The organism is Pseudomonas juntendi (genome assembly GCF_009932375.1).
In the GTDB taxonomy this organism is placed as follows: Bacteria; Pseudomonadota; Gammaproteobacteria; order Pseudomonadales; family Pseudomonadaceae; genus Aquipseudomonas; species Aquipseudomonas juntendi.
Genome location: NZ_BLJG01000136.1, coordinates 1 through 15,787, shown reverse-complemented (window position 1 = coordinate 15,787; position 15,787 = coordinate 1). Strand labels below are relative to the sequence as shown.

Sequence of the window (15,787 nt, the reverse complement as noted above, 5' to 3'; positions counted from 1 at the left end):
GCGCCGCGCGGGCGGCGCTCGATCTCACAGGCGCTGAAGATGCTCCGGCTACCCTTGCCAGGCACCATAGAATCTCCCACAGGTATTACATAGGGCTGGAGTACTGTGCAGTACCTGTGGGAGCGGCCTTGTGTCGCGATGGGCTGCGCAGCAGCCCCAATCAGTGTGACATCACACACAAGTGAACAACATTACGGTAAACCGGCGCTTGAATGCGTTCTGCTCAGCGAATGCCGGACTGACGCAGCGCCGCCGGTTGGAAGTCGGCTTTGCTGGCACTGAAGCCGAAGTCATAAGCACGCTTCTCTTCGTTCTTCATACCTAGCGCCAGGTAACGACCAGACTGCAGGTCGTAGATGGCCTCCAGGGTGTACCACGGTACCTCGACATTGTAGTAAGGCTGGGCATGCGCCTCGGACACGCGCCACAGCTGGCCACGGCCATCGTACTGGTCGATCACTGCGGCCTGCCAGGTGTCTTCGTCGATGTAGAAGTCACGCTTGGCGTAGATATGCCGCTGCCCCGGCTTCAGCGTGGCGACCACATGCCAGACACGGCGCAGCTCATAACGGGCCAGGTCCTGGTTGATGTGCCCGGCCTTGATGATGTCGGTGTACTTGAGCTTGGGGTCGTCGAGCTTGAAGGCGTTGGAGGCGATGTACAGCTCCTTCTTGCCCTCCAGCTTCCAGTCATAGCGGTCTGGCGCGCCGTTGTACATGTCCAGGTTGTCCGACGTGCGCAGGCCATCGGCGGCGGTACCCGGGCCGTCGTACGACACCTGTGGCGCCTGGCGCACTCGGCGCTGGCCGGCGTTGTAGATCCAGGCCTTGCGCGGATCCTTGACCTGGTCGAGGGTTTCGTGCACCAGCAGTACGGTACCGGCCAGGCGCGCCGGGGCGGTAACTTCCTGCTTGAAGTAGAACAGGATGTTGCCCGGGTTGTTCGGGTCGTAATCCTTCATCTTGTCGCGGAAGACGAACTGGTCGGAAAAGTACACGGGGTTGAAGGAGCCGTTCTGTTGCGGCGTGGCCTGGGTAACCAGGCGGCTGACGCTGCCACCCCGGTAGCGGGTGATGTGGTTCCAGATCACCTCCAGGCCGCTTTTCGGAATGGGGAACGGTATCGCGGTGCGGAAGTTGCTCAGGCCGTTGCCGCCTTCCACCAGGGTAGTCTTGGTGGCGTTCTCCTTGATGGCGGCGAACACGTCGGCAGGCACGGTGGAACCGCGGTGGGTCTTGAATACCGGGATCTTGTAGGTGTCCGGGTAACGCTTGAGCATGGCCATCTGGCCTGGCGAGAGCTTGTCCTTGTACTGCTCGGCGTTTTGCGCAGTGATGGTGAACAGTGGCTTCTCACTGCCGTACGGGTCGGACAGGAAGCCTTTGCCATCGACGCTGCCTGCGGTTTTCGACAAGGGCTGCCATGGGCCGATCGAACCATCGGCGTTACCGGCCTTTTCGGCGCCCATCGGGGTCAGCGTGCTACCCAGCTTGGCCGCCTCGTCGGCGGATACCGCAGCCATGACGCTGGTCGCCAGCAGGGACAGGCCCAGCACACCGGCTTGCAGCAGACTTCTGGTCTTGTTCATGTCGTGTTGTCCTGGATCTGTGGGCTTAGAAGTTCACGCCGAAGCTGAGGGCGACGAAGTCGCGGTCATCCACGGTGCTGTACTTGCCGTCGAAGAAGTTGGTGTACGACAGGCTCGCCGTGTAGGTGTTCTGGTACTCGGCGTCCAGGCCCAGGCTGACTGCCTTGCGGCCTTCCTCGAAGTTGCCGCCAGGGCCTGGCGAATAGCCCGACACGTCGTGCGACCAGGCCACGCTCGGTTTCAGGTTGACCCCGGCGAACACGTCGTTGTAATCCCAGATCACGCGGGCGCGGTAGCCCCACGAGGTACTGGTGGTGTAGCCGTCGTTCTCGCAATTGCGGTTCAGGTTGGCGGTGGAGGCCCCTGCACCCGCGCCGGCGATGGTGCTGCTGTTGAGTGCCTGGCAGGTATCTGCGCCGCCGGTAGCGGGCAACGGGCCTGGGCCGAATACCGGGTCACGGCCGTAGCGGGTATCGTGCGCGTTCTCCAGGCCACCGACGTGGGTCACACCCAGCTCGCCGACCACGGTCATGCGGCTGGCGCCCATCACCTGGTCGAAGAAGTGCGTGAGGGTCGTCTGGAACTGAGTGATCTCCTTGCGACTATAGCCATGCAGGTCCTGGCCAGGGGTGCCTGTCAGCAGCGAGGCGTTGCTCAACGCGCCACCAATCGGGCGAACCCCGGCAAACAGGATGTCCGTGGTATTGAGCTGCACCGGTGCGTTGGGCCGGTAGCTGATTTCGCCGCTCCAGGCGGTGCCAGTGGGCAATGTGGTGGAGAAGCTCAAGCCATACAGGCGAATGTCTTCCGGGTATTCGACGAAGTACTCGGAATTGCCGGCCACGATCAGCGGCGCCAGCGCCCGCAGTTGCGCAGGCAGCGCGCTGAGCCCTGCAAATACCGAAGGTGCGGCCCCTGTGGCGCTGAAGATTGGCGCACGGCTGTGGTAGTTCATGAAGTAGGCACCGAACTCGGTGTCCAGCGGCTCGAACATGTAGCGCATGGCCACACCGAACTGCCCGCTGTCACGCGCATCGCGGTCGGCACCACGGCGCACCATCACGCCCTCTTCGTTGATGTTCACGCCGCGCGTGGCAAGAAACTGCTGGGCGGCGCCCGGTACCGTGCGGCTGCTGTTGAGCACGCGCAGGTTGTCGGTACAGCCATCGGCGATGATGTCGGGTTGCGAGAAGAACGTGCCGCAGTTGTCGACGACCGTCTGGTCCCACTCCAGCTGATAGAAGGCCTCGGCCGACAGGTTGTCGGTCAGGCTCTGCGAGATGTAGAACATGTTGACCGGAATCAGGCCTTCCTTGATCTCGGCACCCGGGCGGCGGAACGCCGACACGTCGATGGGGTTGATCGCGTTGATGCCGCCACCGATGAAGGTACTTTCGCCCCAGCTGACCACCTGCTTGCCGAGGCGAACCGAGCCCGGCTGATCACCGATCGAGTAGTTGTGGTAGACGAAGGCGTCGAGCAGTTCGGCGCCGGACGACTTGGCCCCTTCCTTGCGGTTGGAATCGCTGATGTCCTTGAATTCGCGACCTTCGTCCTTCAGCTCGAAGTCATACCAGTACTTGCCGCGCACGAATACGCCGGTATCACCGTACTTGAGCTCCAGGTCATGGATACCCTTGAAGATCTTGGAGAAGGTTTCGCCCTTCTTGAAGTTCAGGTGACCGTCGTCGGAGGTCTGCGACAGGCCCTTGCCGCCGTTGTTCACCCCGATCAGGTTCCGGTTGGGGTTGGCGGTCGACCAGCTGGCGCCAATGGAGAGCGACGAGTCGAACTGGCCTTCGATTTCACCGATGTTGAAACTGACAGCGAAAGCAGGACTTGCGAGCGTGGAAGCGATGCTGACGGCCAAGGGCAGCTTGGCCCGGCGCCAGAACGGATTTGCAGATTTCATCGACGCTACTCCATGTACTTTATTGTTATGGCAGTGAGTCCTTTCAAGAACGGCCCGAGTGACCGGTTTGCAGGCTTGCGCCCGCGGCGGCACGGCTAGCGCGTGACGCCCTCCCCCATTCCTGAAAATCCCCTGGCCCCGACTATAGCCAGCAAGGCACAGGCGCTTGATCCCTCTAAAGTGTGATTTGCGCTCCGTGCCAACCACTCGTTGGTTTTTTCCTTGATCGCGTGCTGGCAGTGCTCAAGGATGGCGCATTTTTACCATTTGGCAAGGCGCCAGCCGCTCTAGAACGCGGGTCGCGTTCTGTCGCACGCGACCCGCCCCGGGTTTACAGGGTGGACAGGAAGGCGCTGTTGCTGGCCTGCCACTGCACGATGTCCTGGCGTATGCGCTTCTTGTCCAGCTTGCCGACACTGGTCTTGGGAATTTCAGTAACAACGGCGATCTGGCTGGGAATCGCCCATTTATTGATATGGCCTTGCTCGACGAACGGCTTGAGGTGGTCCTTCAGCGCTTTCGCATCGATCGCCATGCCCTCGCGCACCACCAGCAGGGCAAACGGGCGCTCGCCCCACTGCGGGTCGGCCACCCCCACCACCGCGACTTCACGCACGGCCGGGTGGCGGCTGACCAGGTCTTCCAGGTCGAGTGACGACACCCACTCGCCCCCGGTCTTGATCACATCCTTGATACGGTCGCGTATGTCGATGTACCCCATGTTGTCGAGGGTGGCGACGTCGCCGGTGTGCAGCCAGCCGCCCAGCCACAGCTCTTCGCTCTTTTCCGGCTCCTTGAAGTAACCCTGGGTCAGCCACGGTGCACGCAGCACCAGCTCGCCCTGGGTTTCGCCATCGGCGGGCAGGAAGTTGCCGTCGCCGTCGACAATCGCCGCCTCCACCAACGGCACCGGCACCCCGGCCTTGATACGGTAGGTGACGCGCTCATCCTCACTGCCGGCCTGCAACTCGTCGTTCAGGTGCGCGGCGGATATCAGCGGGCAGGTCTCGGACATGCCGTACGCTGCGGTCAGCTGGATGCCGCGGGCCAGCGCCGCCTGGTACAGCGACCGGTTCAGCGAGCTGCCGCCGATGATGATCTTCCAGCCGCCGAAGTCCTGGCCTTGGGCAGTCGGGCAGTTGAGCAGCATCTGCAGGATGGTCGGCACACAGTGGGAGAAGGTGACGTTCTCTTCACGCCACAGCCTGATCAGCATCTCGGGCTCGTAACGACCGGGATACACCTGCTTCATGCCGAGCATGGTGGCCGCGTAGGGAATGCCCCAGGCATGCACGTGGAACATCGGCGTGATCGGCATGTAGACGTCATCGCTGCCCAGCAGGCGCACGCTGTCGATACTGCCGGTGACCGAAGCCTCGGCCAGGGTATGCAGCACCAGTTGCCGATGGGTGAAGTACACGCCCTTGGGGTTGCCGGTGGTGCCAGTGGTGTAGAACGTGGTCGCCACCGAGTTCTCGTCGAAGTCGGGGAAGTCGTAGCTCGGGCTGGCGGCGGCGAGCAGTTGTTCGTACTCACCCACCAGCCCGGGCAGGTCGGCGACCTGGGCCGGGCCATCGGTCAGCAGTACGGTCTTGTCGACGGTGGTCAATTGCCCGGCGATGGCCTGGTACAGGCCGACAAAGTCACTGTTGACCAGCACCACCCGGTCTTCGGCGTGGTTCATGGTGTAGAGGATCTGCTCGGGTGACAGGCGCACGTTGATGGTATGCACCACGGCGCCGATCATCGGGATGGCAAACATGCATTCCAGGTAGCGGTGGCTGTCCCAGTCCATGACCGCCACGGTGTCACCGGCCTTGACCCCGGCCTCGGTCAGCACGTTGGCCAGCCGGGCGATACGCTCGTTGAGCTGTGGGTAGGTCAGCCGCATCTGGTCGCGGTAGACGATTTCGCGGGTCTTTTCGTAGCGGCTGCCAGACATCAGCAGGCGCTTGATCAGTAATGGATAGGCATAGGCGCCCTCGGCGGGCTTGATGATGCGGGTCTGCAACATGGGTATCCCTTTCTTGGAAGCGGGCCGGAAAAGTCTGTGGGGAGCTGATCTGGGGAGTTACTGTAGTTCGCCAATGTGACGGCCAAATCAGCCGAAGGAATGATTTGCCTGGCCAAGGTATGAGCCGCAAGGCGTTGACGGGCGGCGAGGTTGAGCTAGACACTGCGCCGGGAGCCCACCACAAACCCGCCCCTGCCCAGGAGATGTTCATGCCCAGCCCGCGTCGCGCCGTGTTTCTCGACCACCAGTCCCTGGACCTCGGCGACCTGGATCTGTCGCCCCTGCAGCAGCAGTTCGACCAGTTCGAGCTGTTCGCCGCCACCGCCCCGGAACAGGTCGCCGAGCGCCTGCAGGGCGCGGTAGCAGTGGTCAGCAACAAGGTTGTGCTCGACGCCGCCGTGCTGGCCGCCAACCCGCAATTGAAGCTGATTCTGGTGGCTGCCACCGGCACCAACAACGTCGACCTGGCCGCCGCCCGCGCCCAGGGCATCACGGTGTGCAACTGCCAGGGCTACGGCACGCCGTCTGTCGCCCAGCACACCCTCGCGCTGCTGCTGGCGCTGGCCACGCGGCTGTGCGACTACCACCAGGCGGTGGCAGAGGGGCAATGGGCCAAGGCCAACCAGTTCTGCCTGCTGGATTTCCCGATTGTCGAACTGCAGGGCAAAACCCTTGGCCTGCTTGGCCACGGTGAGTTGGGCGGCGCGGTGGCGCGGCTGGCCGAAGCGTTCGGCATGCGCGTACTGAGCGGGCTGATCCCCGGCCGCCCGCAGCGCGCCGACCGGCTGCCGCTGGAGGCGTTGTTGCCGCAGGTTGACGCGCTGACCCTGCACTGCCCCTTGAACGAGCACACCCGGCACATGCTGGGGGCGCGCGAGCTGGCCCTGCTCAAGCCTGGGGCGCTGGTGGTGAACACCGCGCGCGGCGGCCTGATCAATGAGCAGGCCCTGGCCGATGCGCTGCGCAGTGGCCACCTGGGCGGCGCTGCCACCGACGTATTGAGCGTGGAGCCGCCGGTCAACGGCAACCCGCTGCTCGAAGCCGGTATCCCGCGCCTGATCATCACCCCACACAGCGCCTGGGGCGCGGTGGAGGCGCGCCAGCGTATCGTCGGCCAGCTCAGCGAGAACGCCCAGGCCTTTTTCGCCGGGCAGCCACGCCGCGTGGTCAGCTGAGCCAGGCGCCGGGCTCTGCTACACTGCGCCACTTTTTTCTAGGAGGCGTCGTTCATGGACCCGCGCAGTGAAGTATTGCTCCGCCAGGCGGAGCTGTTCCAGGGCCCGCTGCTGCTCGCAGGCGCCCCCGCCGACGGCTTGCTCGGGCAGTTGCCCGAAGCTCGCGCCTGGTCGTGGCACGCCGGCGACCAGGCCGTGCTCGAAGGCCGCTTTGCGGGCCGCAGCCAGTATGGCGTAGAGCCCCCGGCGGGCGCGTTCGACAGCGCCGTGCTGTTCCTGCCCAAATCCCGCGAATTGGCCGCCTACCTGCTCAACGCCCTGGCTTCCCGCCTGGCGGGTCGCGCGCTGTACCTGGTCGGTGAAAAACGCGGTGGCATCGAGGGCGCGGCCAAGCTGTTGCAGGCTTTCGGCAAGCCGCGCAAGCTTGACAGCGCGCGGCATTGCCAGCTGTGGCAGGTGACGGTCGACCAGGCCCCGCAGGCGACACCGCTGCAGAGCCTGGCCCAGCGCTTCGAACTGGCCTTGGAAGACGGCCCGCTGCAAGTGGTCAGCCTGCCCGGTGTGTTCAGCCACGGCCGCCTGGACCGCGGCACTGCGCTGCTGCTCAAGCACCTGGACAACCTGCCCAGCGGCCACATGCTGGACTTCGGTTGCGGTGCCGGGGTGCTGGGTGCCACGGTCAAGCGCCGTTACCCGCACAACCGGGTGACGTTGCTGGACGTGGATGCCTTCGCCGTGGCGGCCAGCCGTCTGACCCTGGCTGCAAACGGCCTGGAAGGTGAGGTGATCAGCGGTGATGGCATTGATGCAGCACCGCTCGACCTGAGCCTGATTCTTAGCAACCCGCCGTTCCATACCGGGGTGCACACCAATTACCAGGCCTCGGAAAACTTGCTGAGAAAATTAGCGGTTCATCTGCGAAAAGGGGGCGAAATGCGCTTGGTCGCCAATAGCTTCCTGCGCTACCAGCCGCTGATCGAAGGGGCGCTGGGCAACTGCCAGATACGCGATGAGGCGGAAGGCTTCCGAATCTACCAGGCCGTGCATGGCTGAAAACAGCGCTTGCTGAAAGCGTTTTGCCAAGGCAGAATCCGCTCCGTCCTAGGGGAGTAGTCTCCCGCGAGCCCACCGCTCGCCCGGTACGCGTCAACATACTTGGTCCACAGACCATGGCGCGTGCGACCCCCATGCCCACGTGCATGGAGAGATCCGCATAGACGGATCCGGGGTTTGACAAGACCTATGACACGCACACCTTACCCGGGGCGGGAAGGCTGTACGTGTCATAGCCGTGTCGACCCGCCCCCCGTAGGAATCCTGATGCTGGAATCTCTGTTGGTCCCCACCGCCATCGTTGCGCTCGCCGAAATCGGCGACAAGACGCAGCTGCTCGCACTCATTCTCGCCGCGCGCTTCCGCAAGCCATGGCCGATCATTGCCGGCATCATCGCCGCCACACTGGCCAACCATGCCGCAGCCGGTGCCGTGGGGGCGTGGGTCGGTAGCTTCTTCAGCGATTCGGCCCTGCACTGGATCCTGGCCGCGAGCTTCACCGCCACGGCGCTCTGGACCCTGGTACCGGACAAAATGGACGATGACGAGAACCCGGCGCGCCGCTTCGGCCCGTTCCTGACCACGCTGATTGCGTTCTTCCTCGCCGAAATCGGTGACAAGACCCAGGTCGCTACCGTGATGCTGGCGGCCCAATACCCGCACCTGATCATGGTCATCATCGGCACCACCCTGGGCATGCTGATTGCCAACGTACCCGTGGTGCTGGCGGGCAACTTTGCAGCCGACAAGCTGCCGCTGACGCTGATCCGTCGCCTGGCGGCCGCGGCGTTCTTCGTACTGGCGATCGTGGCCGTGTACTCGGCGATGAAGGCCAGTGGCTGGGTCGGGTAACCGGAAAACACGGGGGCGCCGTGCGCCCCCACGCTTCAAGCGATCATGGCTTGGCCGCGGCCTGATACAGCGGCATCACCTTGGGAATGGCCGCCTGCAGCGATGCAATGCGGCTGGAAGATGCCGGGTGAGTGCTCATGAACTCGGGCGGGGCGCCTTCGGACGCCTTGCTCATCTTGTTCCACAAGGTAATTGCGGCGTTCGGGTCGTAGCCGGCACGGGCCGACAACTCCAGGCCGATCAGGTCGGCTTCGTTTTCGTTGGCCCGGCTGTTGGGCAGGGTCATGGCGTAGTTCACCACGGTGTCGGCCATGGCCATGCTGTTCTGGCCCAGGCCAAAGATGGCACCCGCCCCCTGGCGCGCCATTTCCACACCATAGGCCTTGGACATCGCCTCGCGGCTGTGCTCACGCAGGGCGTGGGCGATTTCGTGACCGACAACGGCGGCAATTTCCGCGTCGGTAAGCTTGAGCTGATCGATCAGGCCGGTATACACGATGATCTTGCCGCCAGGGCCGCAGTTGGCGTTCAGCTCGTCGCTCTTGATCACGTTGACTTGCCAGTCCCACTGCGCGGAATCCGGGCGGAACTTGGGGGCCTGGTCAATCAGCCGGCTGGCGATGGCCTGCACACGCTTGGCATCGGCACTGGACTTGTCGAGCACCCCCTTGCTGGAGGCTTCACCGAGGGTCTGCTGGTACGACTGGGCGTACATCTGGTTGACTTCATCGGTGGAGAGCATGCTGAACATGTACTGCTGGCGCTCGACGCCGACAGCACCGCCACTGGTGGTATTCACCGCCTGGCAGCCGCCCAGCACGATGCCAGCACTCAACAGGCTGACGACAAAAGACTTACGCATGAAAACACTCCCTTTTTTGCATGCGCCGTATCCTAGGCCGACTCGCCGGTAGCCGCCATAGCCGCAGGGAAGATTTTCATCACCAGCACCGGCCACCCATCAAAGCGGGGTAAGACACTCCGGCGCATCCAGCTTCGGGTCATTGACTAAATTCGCCAAGGCCCTTTCGCGCAGTGGCGCAGGCGGGCTGGCCAGCAGTTCGTGCAAGCGGGTAACCGGCGTATCCGGATCGAGCCAGGCAGCCTGGCCCGCATCGTCGAGGATCAGCGGCCGGCGCTGGTTCATGGCCGCCTGGGTCACCACCGCGCAACTCAGCCACACCTGGTCCTGCACGGGGTAGGCTTCCCATATGGCCGCAAAGTACAACGAGGCGCCCTCCCCCGGCGTCAGCCAATAAGGACGCTTGCGTACCGTGCCCCGCCACTCGTAAAAGCCGTTGGCCGGCATCAGGCAGCGGCGCTGGCGAAACGCCTCACGGAACATCGGTTGCTCGGCCAGGGTTTCGGCGCGGGCATGAGCGGGGGTGCGGGACAGGTCGGTGAGCCACGCCGGGGTCAGCCCCCAACGCGCCATGGCCAGTTGCTGCTGGCCGTCAAGCTGGCGCTGGATCAGCACCGATGCCCCAGGTGCGATATTCCATTGGGCCGGCTGGCCCGCGGGGAACCCCGGCAGACTGGCAAGGGCCTGGGGCCAGCGAAACAGGGCGTAACGTCCACACATGAGCGAATTCAGAACCTAGCAGATCAAGGTACCGGGGATACTCTCCGGTTCGTCGCCAACCAGTGGCTGGGCCTCATTGTACGCATCGATCAGCTGCCGTGCGTACTCGGCCTGCTCATCGGCGACCGCAAGCCCTAGCAACCCTTGCATGGGCAGCTCGCCGACTGCACCGATCAGGTCACGGCCCACCACCTGCACCGCGATGCCTTCACTGGCGAGCATCCCGGCCAGCATTTCGGCTTCAAGCAGGTTTTCCGGTTCGTAGATCCGCCGCATCATTCGTTCTCGCCGTAGACATCCAGCATCCATTCCTCGCCATGCACCTGCAGCACGAAACGAATCGGCCTGCAGCACACCTGGCAGTCCTCGATGTACTCCTGATCGCCACCGGACAGGTCCACCGTGGTTTCGACCTCTTCGCCGCAATAAGGGCAATCGTAGAACGCAGTTTCGAGCATCGCGGCCTCCGGGGTGACTTATGCGTATAATTGTCGGTCTGTTTACGGGGCCCGTGTGCGTCCGAGCCGTTTTTCGGAGCCTGCCCCTGTTTATTACCCTAGCCGTTTCCAACAAGAGAGCATGATGGGCGAATTCGATGCCATCCGACCCTACGACGACGCTGAGGTACCTGCGGTTCTGGCCCGCCTGCTCAGCGACCCGGCATTCCTCGATATCCTCACCCACTTCCGCTTCCCGCGGGCAGCCGGGGCTTTCGGCTGGCTGCTCAAACCGCTGATCGCCCGCCGCCTGCGCAAGGAATTCGCCGGTGTGACCTGCGTTTCCACCCTGCAGGACAAGGTCGAGTACTACGTTGACCAGACCATCGACCGCGCCACCGACGGCGTCACCTATTCCGGTGTGGAGCAGCTGAAGGCAGGTACGGCCTACCTGTTCCTGGCCAACCACCGCGACATCGTGATGGACCCGGCCTTCGTCAACTACGCGGTGTACCACGCCGGCCTGCCCACGCCGCGCATCGCCATTGGCGACAACCTGCTGCAAAAGCCGTTCGTCAGCGACATGATGCGCCTGAACAAGAGTTTCATCGTGCACCGTTCGATCAGCGGGCGCCGTGAAAAGCTGGCGGCTTATCAGCTGCTCTCGGCCTACATCAACCACTCGATCCGCAACGACGCCACCTCGATCTGGATCGCCCAGGCCGAGGGCCGCGCCAAGGACGGTGACGACCGCACCGACTCGGCGATCCTCAAGATGTTCCACATGAGCCGCAAGGACGAGGCGTTCGGCGCCGTCATCCAGAGCCTGAACCTGACGCCGGTGTCGATCAGCTACGAGTACGACCCGTGCGACCAGGCCAAAGCCCGCGAGCTGTATATCCGCGCCACCACTGGCAGCTACCAGAAGGCCCCAGGTGAGGACGACAACAGCATCGCCAAGGGCATTACCGGCTACAAGGGCCGGGTGCACATCAACTTCGCGCCACCGGTGACCGAGTACTACGAGGATACCAAGCAGTTGGCCGCAGAAATCGACCGTCAGATCCTGGCTGGCTACCGCTTGTTCCCGGTGCATTACCTGGCCTACGCAATGTGGGAGGGTAAGGACGAAGCCCTGCAGGTACCTGGCGCAGAACAGGTGTTCCCGGCCGACGAACTGGCCAAGGCCAAGGAAGAATGGCAACGTCGGCTGGCCGCCTGCCCTGAAGAGCAGCGGCCGTACCTGGTATTGCAGTATGCGACACCGGTGCGCAACCAGTACCAGGTCAGGCAGCAGGCGCCGGTTGCCTGACCGATTGCGGGGCTGCCTTGCAGCCCCCCAATCTCAAACCCAGGTGCTGAGCCAGGACAGCAGCAGCGCCATGGCCAGGCAAGCGAAGCCCAGAATGTAGAAGTACTTGGGCACCCGCAGGTCGAAGGCATCCACTACCCCCTCCTCAAACGCCAGGCTCTCGCGGGTTTCGGCCGCGCGCCGCCGCGCGCTTTGCAGCAGCAACCCGCCCGGGCAGGTCAGCAGCAGCGCCAGCACATTGATCAACTTGGTGGGATGGGCGGCCAGAAAAACCCAAAGCACTTGCAAGGACATCACGCAACCTCGGTGTAAGCGACGGCGAAGGCCCGCATTCTACGCAACTCGCCCTTCGCTGCCCGGCATTGGCGACAAACTGTCATTTAATTTCATCTGTCATCGGCTCGTCATCTGAGCAGGCCACCCTGTCGACCTTCCCATGAACCGGAGCTACTTCATGCTGCACGCCGAAAACCAGGACCGCCTTTACCTCGTTGCCCAAAGCGAGGAGCAACAGGCGCTGATCGATGGTTTTGCCATCAATGTGCAAGACCGCCAGTGGCTGGTCTACTGCGCGCTGGGCGGGCATGTGCATGCAGACCTGCCGGAGGTGGACGCCGGCACTGGCTTCAGCCTGCTGGATTTCCACATAGAGGCGGCGTGAACCTGCGCCGGCCACCCCACCGGCAAGCGTGGGCGAGGCACAAAAAAACCCGCTGCCTAGCGACCAGGCAGCGGGTTTTCAGCAGCGCAGAGGGCTTACTGGGCCAGGATCTGGCCAATGCTCGGGTCTTTGAACATGCGGGTCAGCGCATCGCTCAGAACGTCGCCTACCAACTGGGTGTTGGTGTCCTGGTTCGGTGCCATGCCGAAGCGCTGGTCGAGCGACGCGCCGTAACGGCCGCTGTAGCTGCGGCCGCCATTTTTCACGTCGGCACGGAAGGTGGCACCGATCGTGGCTTCGGTCACGTACAGGTTGTCTTTGGGCGACTGGTACTTCAGCTCGGCCAGGGTCACGGTCAACTGCGGCGCGTTGTAGGCGTTGGCCGTAGGCGTGAAGCCGAGCAGGCGCACAGCCGCTTCAGCCTGGGCTTGCAGCTTGGGCACCACGTCGTTGCCACTGACGCTGATGGTGCTGGTTTCAGGGTACATGCCACCACGGGTACCCAGCGACTGCGATGGGCGACCGTCAACCACCCGGACCACCACCGGCTGGCCATGACCGACCGGCGCGAGTTGGGCCTTGAGCGTGGGTTGCGGGTTGAGTTGTTGCGGGCTGTGGGCACAACCGACCAGGCTGAGGCTGGCCACGGCAAGCAAACCGAACAACAGACGTTGCAACATGCGCGTTTCTCCAGAAAATGCGGCTAAGGCGCACAGTATACCCAGCCCCGCATCGGCCAGTCATCGGTCCCAGCCCGCTTGTGACAATGCTTTCATGCACTGCCCGGGCCTGTGCTTTGCGCCCGCGCAAGCCGGCATTGGCAGCCGCGCATGCGCCTGGCCTGACAAACGCTGCAATAAAAACCACGAATGGCGACATTTCTGCCCGCGACATCGTTATAATCTCCCCCCGATTATAAGGACGTCTCCTGATCGGGCCCCGCACTCGCCGATTGACCCCGGCAACTTCAACGCTTCGCCCACAGAGAGCCTTCCACTGAGGTCTTGCATCGGCTGTCGTGCCTGCTTTTCCGGCCCTTCACGCTGCATGAACCTGCGGGTTGCCATCGCGCAGTCCCTTTTTGAGGTTCACGTCTCCAAAAGAGCGTGAAAAAACGGTTTTCACAACTTCACAAGAGTGTGGCGAGCAAATGAACAGTCTGGCATGTGTAAAAGCGGCAGATGTGTCCCGAACAGCCCTGAACAGGCGGCAAATGCGCTCATCCTGCATGAGTGCCTGACCCGCTCCATAACGCACGCACGACACCTTGACCATAAGTCGAATTGCCGCAGCCCTGGCAAACGGCGTTCAATACCTGAACCCGAAGACTGGTTGGCGGTGTCCGCGGAAGTTGCAAGAACTGCGAAAAGCCGGACATGGCGACCCTGGCAACCCCAGGTCCTATGCTGTCAATTAGGTAGCTGTAGATTGTGGAGACGCGTTAAATGGCGCAGAACGAATCGGTTGATGTGGTACTGGTAGGCGCGGGCATCATGAGTGCCACCCTGGCCGTACTGCTCAAGGAGCTTGACCCGACCCTGAAGCTTGAGGTCGTCGAGGCGATGGACTCCGGAGCCGCGGAAAGCTCCAACCCCTGGAACAACGCAGGCACCGGCCACGCCGGCCTGTGCGAGCTGAACTACACGCCGCAGGCCGCCGATGGCAGCATCGACATCAAGAAGGCCGTGCACATCAACACCCAGTTCGAGGTTTCGCGCCAGTTCTGGGCCTACCTGAGCAAGAAGGACAACTTCGGCTCGGCGCGTGCGTTCATCAACCCTGTCCCGCACCTGAGCTACGTCGAGGGTGACAAGGGTGTTGCCTTCCTCAAGAAGCGCTTCGAGCTGCTCAAGCAGCACCATGCCTTCTCCGAGATGGAGTACACCGAAGACAAGGCCGTGATGAACGACTGGATGCCGCTGATGATGCCTGGCCGCCCTGCCGACCAGCACATCGCCGCGACCCGCGTGGCCAAAGGCACCGACGTCAACTTCGGCGCCCTGACCCTGAAGCTGCTGAAGCTGCTGGGTGACGCGCCGGACGCGCAGGTCAAATACAGCAAGAAGGTCGTCGGCCTGCGCCGTAACGGCAGCGGTTGGACCGTCAGCATCAAGGACGTCAACAGCGGCGGCAGCCGTGAAGTGGACGCCCGCTTCGTGTTCCTGGGCGCCGGCGGCGCGGCCCTGCCGCTGCTGCAGATGTCCGGCATCCCGGAGAGCAAAGGTTTTGGCGGCTTCCCGGTCAGCGGCCAGTGGCTGCGCTGCGACAACCCGGAAATCGTCAAGCAGCACCAGGCCAAGGTTTACAGCCAGGCCGCCGTGGGTGCGCCACCGATGTCGGTACCGCACCTGGACACCCGGGTTGTAGACGGCAAGACTTCGCTGCTGTTCGGCCCTTATGCCGGCTTTACCACCAAGTTCCTGAAGCACGGTTCGCTGATGGACCTGCCGCTGTCGGTACGCATGGGCAATATCGGCCCGATGCTGGCCGTGGCCCGCGACAACATGGACCTGACCAAGTACCTGGTCAGCGAAGTGATGCAGTCGATGGAACAGCGCCTGGAAGCCCTGCGGCGCTTCTACCCGCAGGCCAAGGCCGAAGACTGGCGCCTGGAAGTCGCAGGTCAGCGCGTGCAAATCATCAAGAAAGACCCGAAGAAAGGCGGCGTGCTGCAATTCGGCACCGAGCTGGTCTCGGCGCAGGACGGCAGCCTGGCTGCACTGCTCGGCGCCTCGCCAGGTGCCTCGGTGACCGTTTCGATCATGCTGGAACTGATCGAGCGTTGCTTCCCTGAGCAGGCCAAAGGGGCCTGGGCCGACAAACTCAAGGAAATCTTCCCCGCACGCGAGAAGACCCTGGCGACCGATGCTGCCCTGTACCGCAAGATCAGTGCAGATAACGACGCGGCACTGGACCTGGTGGAAAGCAGCCCGGCAGCCAAGCATTACGCCTGACTGGCCCGGTAACGAAAAAACGCCCTTCGGGGTAATGCCAGTCAGTTAAGTAATTGGGGGCCGCTTTGCGGCCCTTCGCGGGCACGCCCGCTCCCACAGGGGTCACGCATTTATTGAGTGCAGCGCCAAACGTGTGGGAGCGGGCGCGCCCGCGAAGGGCTGCAAAGCAGCCCCAATAACGCTTAAAGGCCATAACCCACCGGGGCGTTTTTTTGCGTGGGTTTTTTTGGTGCAGTGTTGGTCCGCG

At 63.2% G+C, this 15,787-nt stretch carries 15 protein-coding genes and 1 riboswitch; of the genes, 6 read left to right on the top strand and 9 right to left on the bottom strand.

Translation table 11 applies throughout. The annotated features are described in order from the left end of the window. Nucleotides 1–223 precede the first annotated feature (223 nt). The 3 genes from GYA94_RS18025 to GYA94_RS18015 all read right to left on the bottom strand — a co-directional run bounded on the left by GYA94_RS18025 (nt 224) and on the right by GYA94_RS18015 (nt 5,514). Complete coding sequence (locus tag GYA94_RS18025) at nt 224–1,588, bottom strand: DUF1329 domain-containing protein (protein WP_110679485.1); 1,365 nt, start codon at nt 1,586–1,588, stop codon at nt 224–226. 25 nt (nt 1,589–1,613) lie between these two features. Next, nucleotides 1,614–3,500, bottom strand: coding sequence for a DUF1302 domain-containing protein (locus GYA94_RS18020; protein WP_161892805.1), 1,887 nt, complete (start codon nt 3,498–3,500; stop codon nt 1,614–1,616). 331 nt (nt 3,501–3,831) lie between these two features. Beyond that, a complete protein-coding gene (locus GYA94_RS18015; protein WP_009682934.1) occupies nt 3,832–5,514 on the bottom strand; it encodes a fatty acid--CoA ligase in 1,683 nt (560 codons plus the stop codon). 209 nt (nt 5,515–5,723) lie between these two features. Here GYA94_RS18015 and GYA94_RS18010 point away from each other — a divergent pair, with 209 nt between their 5' ends. The 3 genes from GYA94_RS18010 to GYA94_RS18000 all read left to right on the top strand — a co-directional run bounded on the left by GYA94_RS18010 (nt 5,724) and on the right by GYA94_RS18000 (nt 8,594). Then, nucleotides 5,724–6,689 carry a 2-hydroxyacid dehydrogenase gene (locus tag GYA94_RS18010; RefSeq protein WP_110679486.1) on the top strand — a complete coding sequence of 322 codons (966 nt, stop codon included), beginning with the start codon at nt 5,724–5,726 and terminating at the stop codon, nt 6,687–6,689. 54 nt (nt 6,690–6,743) lie between these two features. Continuing rightward, nucleotides 6,744–7,742, top strand: a complete 999-nt coding sequence (locus tag GYA94_RS18005; RefSeq protein WP_009682937.1) for a methyltransferase — start codon at nt 6,744–6,746, stop codon at nt 7,740–7,742. A gap of 38 nt (nt 7,743–7,780) precedes the next feature. Next, nucleotides 7,781–7,921: riboswitch (yybP-ykoY riboswitch) on the top strand. 88 nt (nt 7,922–8,009) lie between these two features. Then, nucleotides 8,010–8,594, top strand: coding sequence for a TMEM165/GDT1 family protein (locus tag GYA94_RS18000; RefSeq protein WP_009682938.1), 585 nt, complete (start codon nt 8,010–8,012; stop codon nt 8,592–8,594). Nucleotides 8,595–8,637: 43 nt separating this feature from the next. On the opposite strand, the gene GYA94_RS17995 is transcribed toward GYA94_RS18000, so the two are convergent. The 4 genes from GYA94_RS17995 to GYA94_RS17980 all read right to left on the bottom strand — a co-directional run bounded on the left by GYA94_RS17995 (nt 8,638) and on the right by GYA94_RS17980 (nt 10,634). Then, a complete protein-coding gene (locus tag GYA94_RS17995) occupies nt 8,638–9,456 on the bottom strand; it encodes a M48 family metallopeptidase (protein ID WP_110679481.1) in 819 nt (272 codons plus the stop codon). Nucleotides 9,457–9,555: 99 nt separating this feature from the next. Beyond that, nucleotides 9,556–10,176, bottom strand: coding sequence for an SOS response-associated peptidase (locus tag GYA94_RS17990; RefSeq protein ID WP_110679480.1), 621 nt, complete (start codon nt 10,174–10,176; stop codon nt 9,556–9,558). A 15-nt stretch (nt 10,177–10,191) separates the two neighbouring features. Then, the gene (locus tag GYA94_RS17985; RefSeq protein WP_029887158.1) at nt 10,192–10,452 is read right to left on the bottom strand and encodes a putative signal transducing protein; all 261 of its coding nucleotides are present in this window, start codon (nt 10,450–10,452) and stop codon (nt 10,192–10,194) included. After that, on the bottom strand, nt 10,452–10,634 hold the full coding sequence (locus GYA94_RS17980; RefSeq protein WP_009682943.1) for a CPXCG motif-containing cysteine-rich protein: 183 nt from the start codon (nt 10,632–10,634) through the stop codon (nt 10,452–10,454). The genes GYA94_RS17985 and GYA94_RS17980 overlap by 1 nt, the downstream gene beginning before the upstream one ends. A 124-nt stretch (nt 10,635–10,758) precedes the next feature. On the opposite strand from GYA94_RS17980, the gene GYA94_RS17975 reads away from it, so the two are divergent. Next, nucleotides 10,759–11,925, top strand: a complete 1,167-nt coding sequence (locus GYA94_RS17975; protein ID WP_054912104.1) for a 1-acyl-sn-glycerol-3-phosphate acyltransferase — start codon at nt 10,759–10,761, stop codon at nt 11,923–11,925. Between the two features lie 33 nt (nt 11,926–11,958). On the opposite strand, the gene GYA94_RS17970 is transcribed toward GYA94_RS17975, so the two are convergent. Next, on the bottom strand, nt 11,959–12,219 hold the full coding sequence (locus GYA94_RS17970) for a hypothetical protein (protein ID WP_110679479.1): 261 nt from the start codon (nt 12,217–12,219) through the stop codon (nt 11,959–11,961). A gap of 160 nt (nt 12,220–12,379) precedes the next feature. Between GYA94_RS17970 and GYA94_RS17965 the strand changes: the two genes are divergently transcribed. After that, the gene (locus GYA94_RS17965) at nt 12,380–12,586 is read left to right on the top strand and encodes a hypothetical protein (protein ID WP_009682946.1); all 207 of its coding nucleotides are present in this window, start codon (nt 12,380–12,382) and stop codon (nt 12,584–12,586) included. A 95-nt stretch (nt 12,587–12,681) separates the two neighbouring features. Here the strand turns inward: GYA94_RS17965 and GYA94_RS17960 are convergent, their stop codons facing one another. Continuing rightward, on the bottom strand, nt 12,682–13,266 hold the full coding sequence (locus tag GYA94_RS17960; protein ID WP_029886852.1) for a YajG family lipoprotein: 585 nt from the start codon (nt 13,264–13,266) through the stop codon (nt 12,682–12,684). 765 nt (nt 13,267–14,031) lie between these two features. Between GYA94_RS17960 and mqo the strand changes: the two genes are divergently transcribed. After that, a complete protein-coding gene (gene mqo, locus GYA94_RS17955; RefSeq protein ID WP_054881708.1) occupies nt 14,032–15,540 on the top strand; it encodes a malate dehydrogenase (quinone) in 1,509 nt (502 codons plus the stop codon). The last annotated feature ends 247 nt before the right edge of the window (nt 15,541–15,787 follow it).

What these genes read in the sequence shown, in the direction of transcription:
- GYA94_RS18010 (WP_110679486.1), top strand. Translation starts at nt 5,724, where the DNA reads ATGCCCAGCCCGCGTCGCGCCGTGTTTCTCGACCACCAGTCCCTGGAC.
- GYA94_RS17990 (WP_110679480.1), bottom strand. Translation starts at nt 10,176, where the DNA reads ATGTGTGGACGTTACGCCCTGTTTCGCTGGCCCCAGGCCCTTGCCAGT.
- GYA94_RS18020 (WP_161892805.1), bottom strand. Translation starts at nt 3,500, where the DNA reads ATGAAATCTGCAAATCCGTTCTGGCGCCGGGCCAAGCTGCCCTTGGCC.
- GYA94_RS17960 (WP_029886852.1), bottom strand. Translation starts at nt 13,266, where the DNA reads ATGTTGCAACGTCTGTTGTTCGGTTTGCTTGCCGTGGCCAGCCTCAGC.
- GYA94_RS17985 (WP_029887158.1), bottom strand. Translation starts at nt 10,452, where the DNA reads ATGCGGCGGATCTACGAACCGGAAAACCTGCTTGAAGCCGAAATGCTG.
- GYA94_RS17995 (WP_110679481.1), bottom strand. Translation starts at nt 9,456, where the DNA reads ATGCGTAAGTCTTTTGTCGTCAGCCTGTTGAGTGCTGGCATCGTGCTG.
- GYA94_RS17975 (WP_054912104.1), top strand. Translation starts at nt 10,759, where the DNA reads ATGGGCGAATTCGATGCCATCCGACCCTACGACGACGCTGAGGTACCT.
- GYA94_RS17980 (WP_009682943.1), bottom strand. Translation starts at nt 10,634, where the DNA reads ATGCTCGAAACTGCGTTCTACGATTGCCCTTATTGCGGCGAAGAGGTC.
- GYA94_RS17965 (WP_009682946.1), top strand. Translation starts at nt 12,380, where the DNA reads ATGCTGCACGCCGAAAACCAGGACCGCCTTTACCTCGTTGCCCAAAGC.
- GYA94_RS18015 (WP_009682934.1), bottom strand. Translation starts at nt 5,514, where the DNA reads ATGTTGCAGACCCGCATCATCAAGCCCGCCGAGGGCGCCTATGCCTAT.
- GYA94_RS18000 (WP_009682938.1), top strand. Translation starts at nt 8,010, where the DNA reads ATGCTGGAATCTCTGTTGGTCCCCACCGCCATCGTTGCGCTCGCCGAA.
- GYA94_RS17970 (WP_110679479.1), bottom strand. Translation starts at nt 12,219, where the DNA reads ATGTCCTTGCAAGTGCTTTGGGTTTTTCTGGCCGCCCATCCCACCAAG.
- mqo (WP_054881708.1), top strand. Translation starts at nt 14,032, where the DNA reads ATGGCGCAGAACGAATCGGTTGATGTGGTACTGGTAGGCGCGGGCATC.
- GYA94_RS18025 (WP_110679485.1), bottom strand. Translation starts at nt 1,588, where the DNA reads ATGAACAAGACCAGAAGTCTGCTGCAAGCCGGTGTGCTGGGCCTGTCC.
- GYA94_RS18005 (WP_009682937.1), top strand. Translation starts at nt 6,744, where the DNA reads ATGGACCCGCGCAGTGAAGTATTGCTCCGCCAGGCGGAGCTGTTCCAG.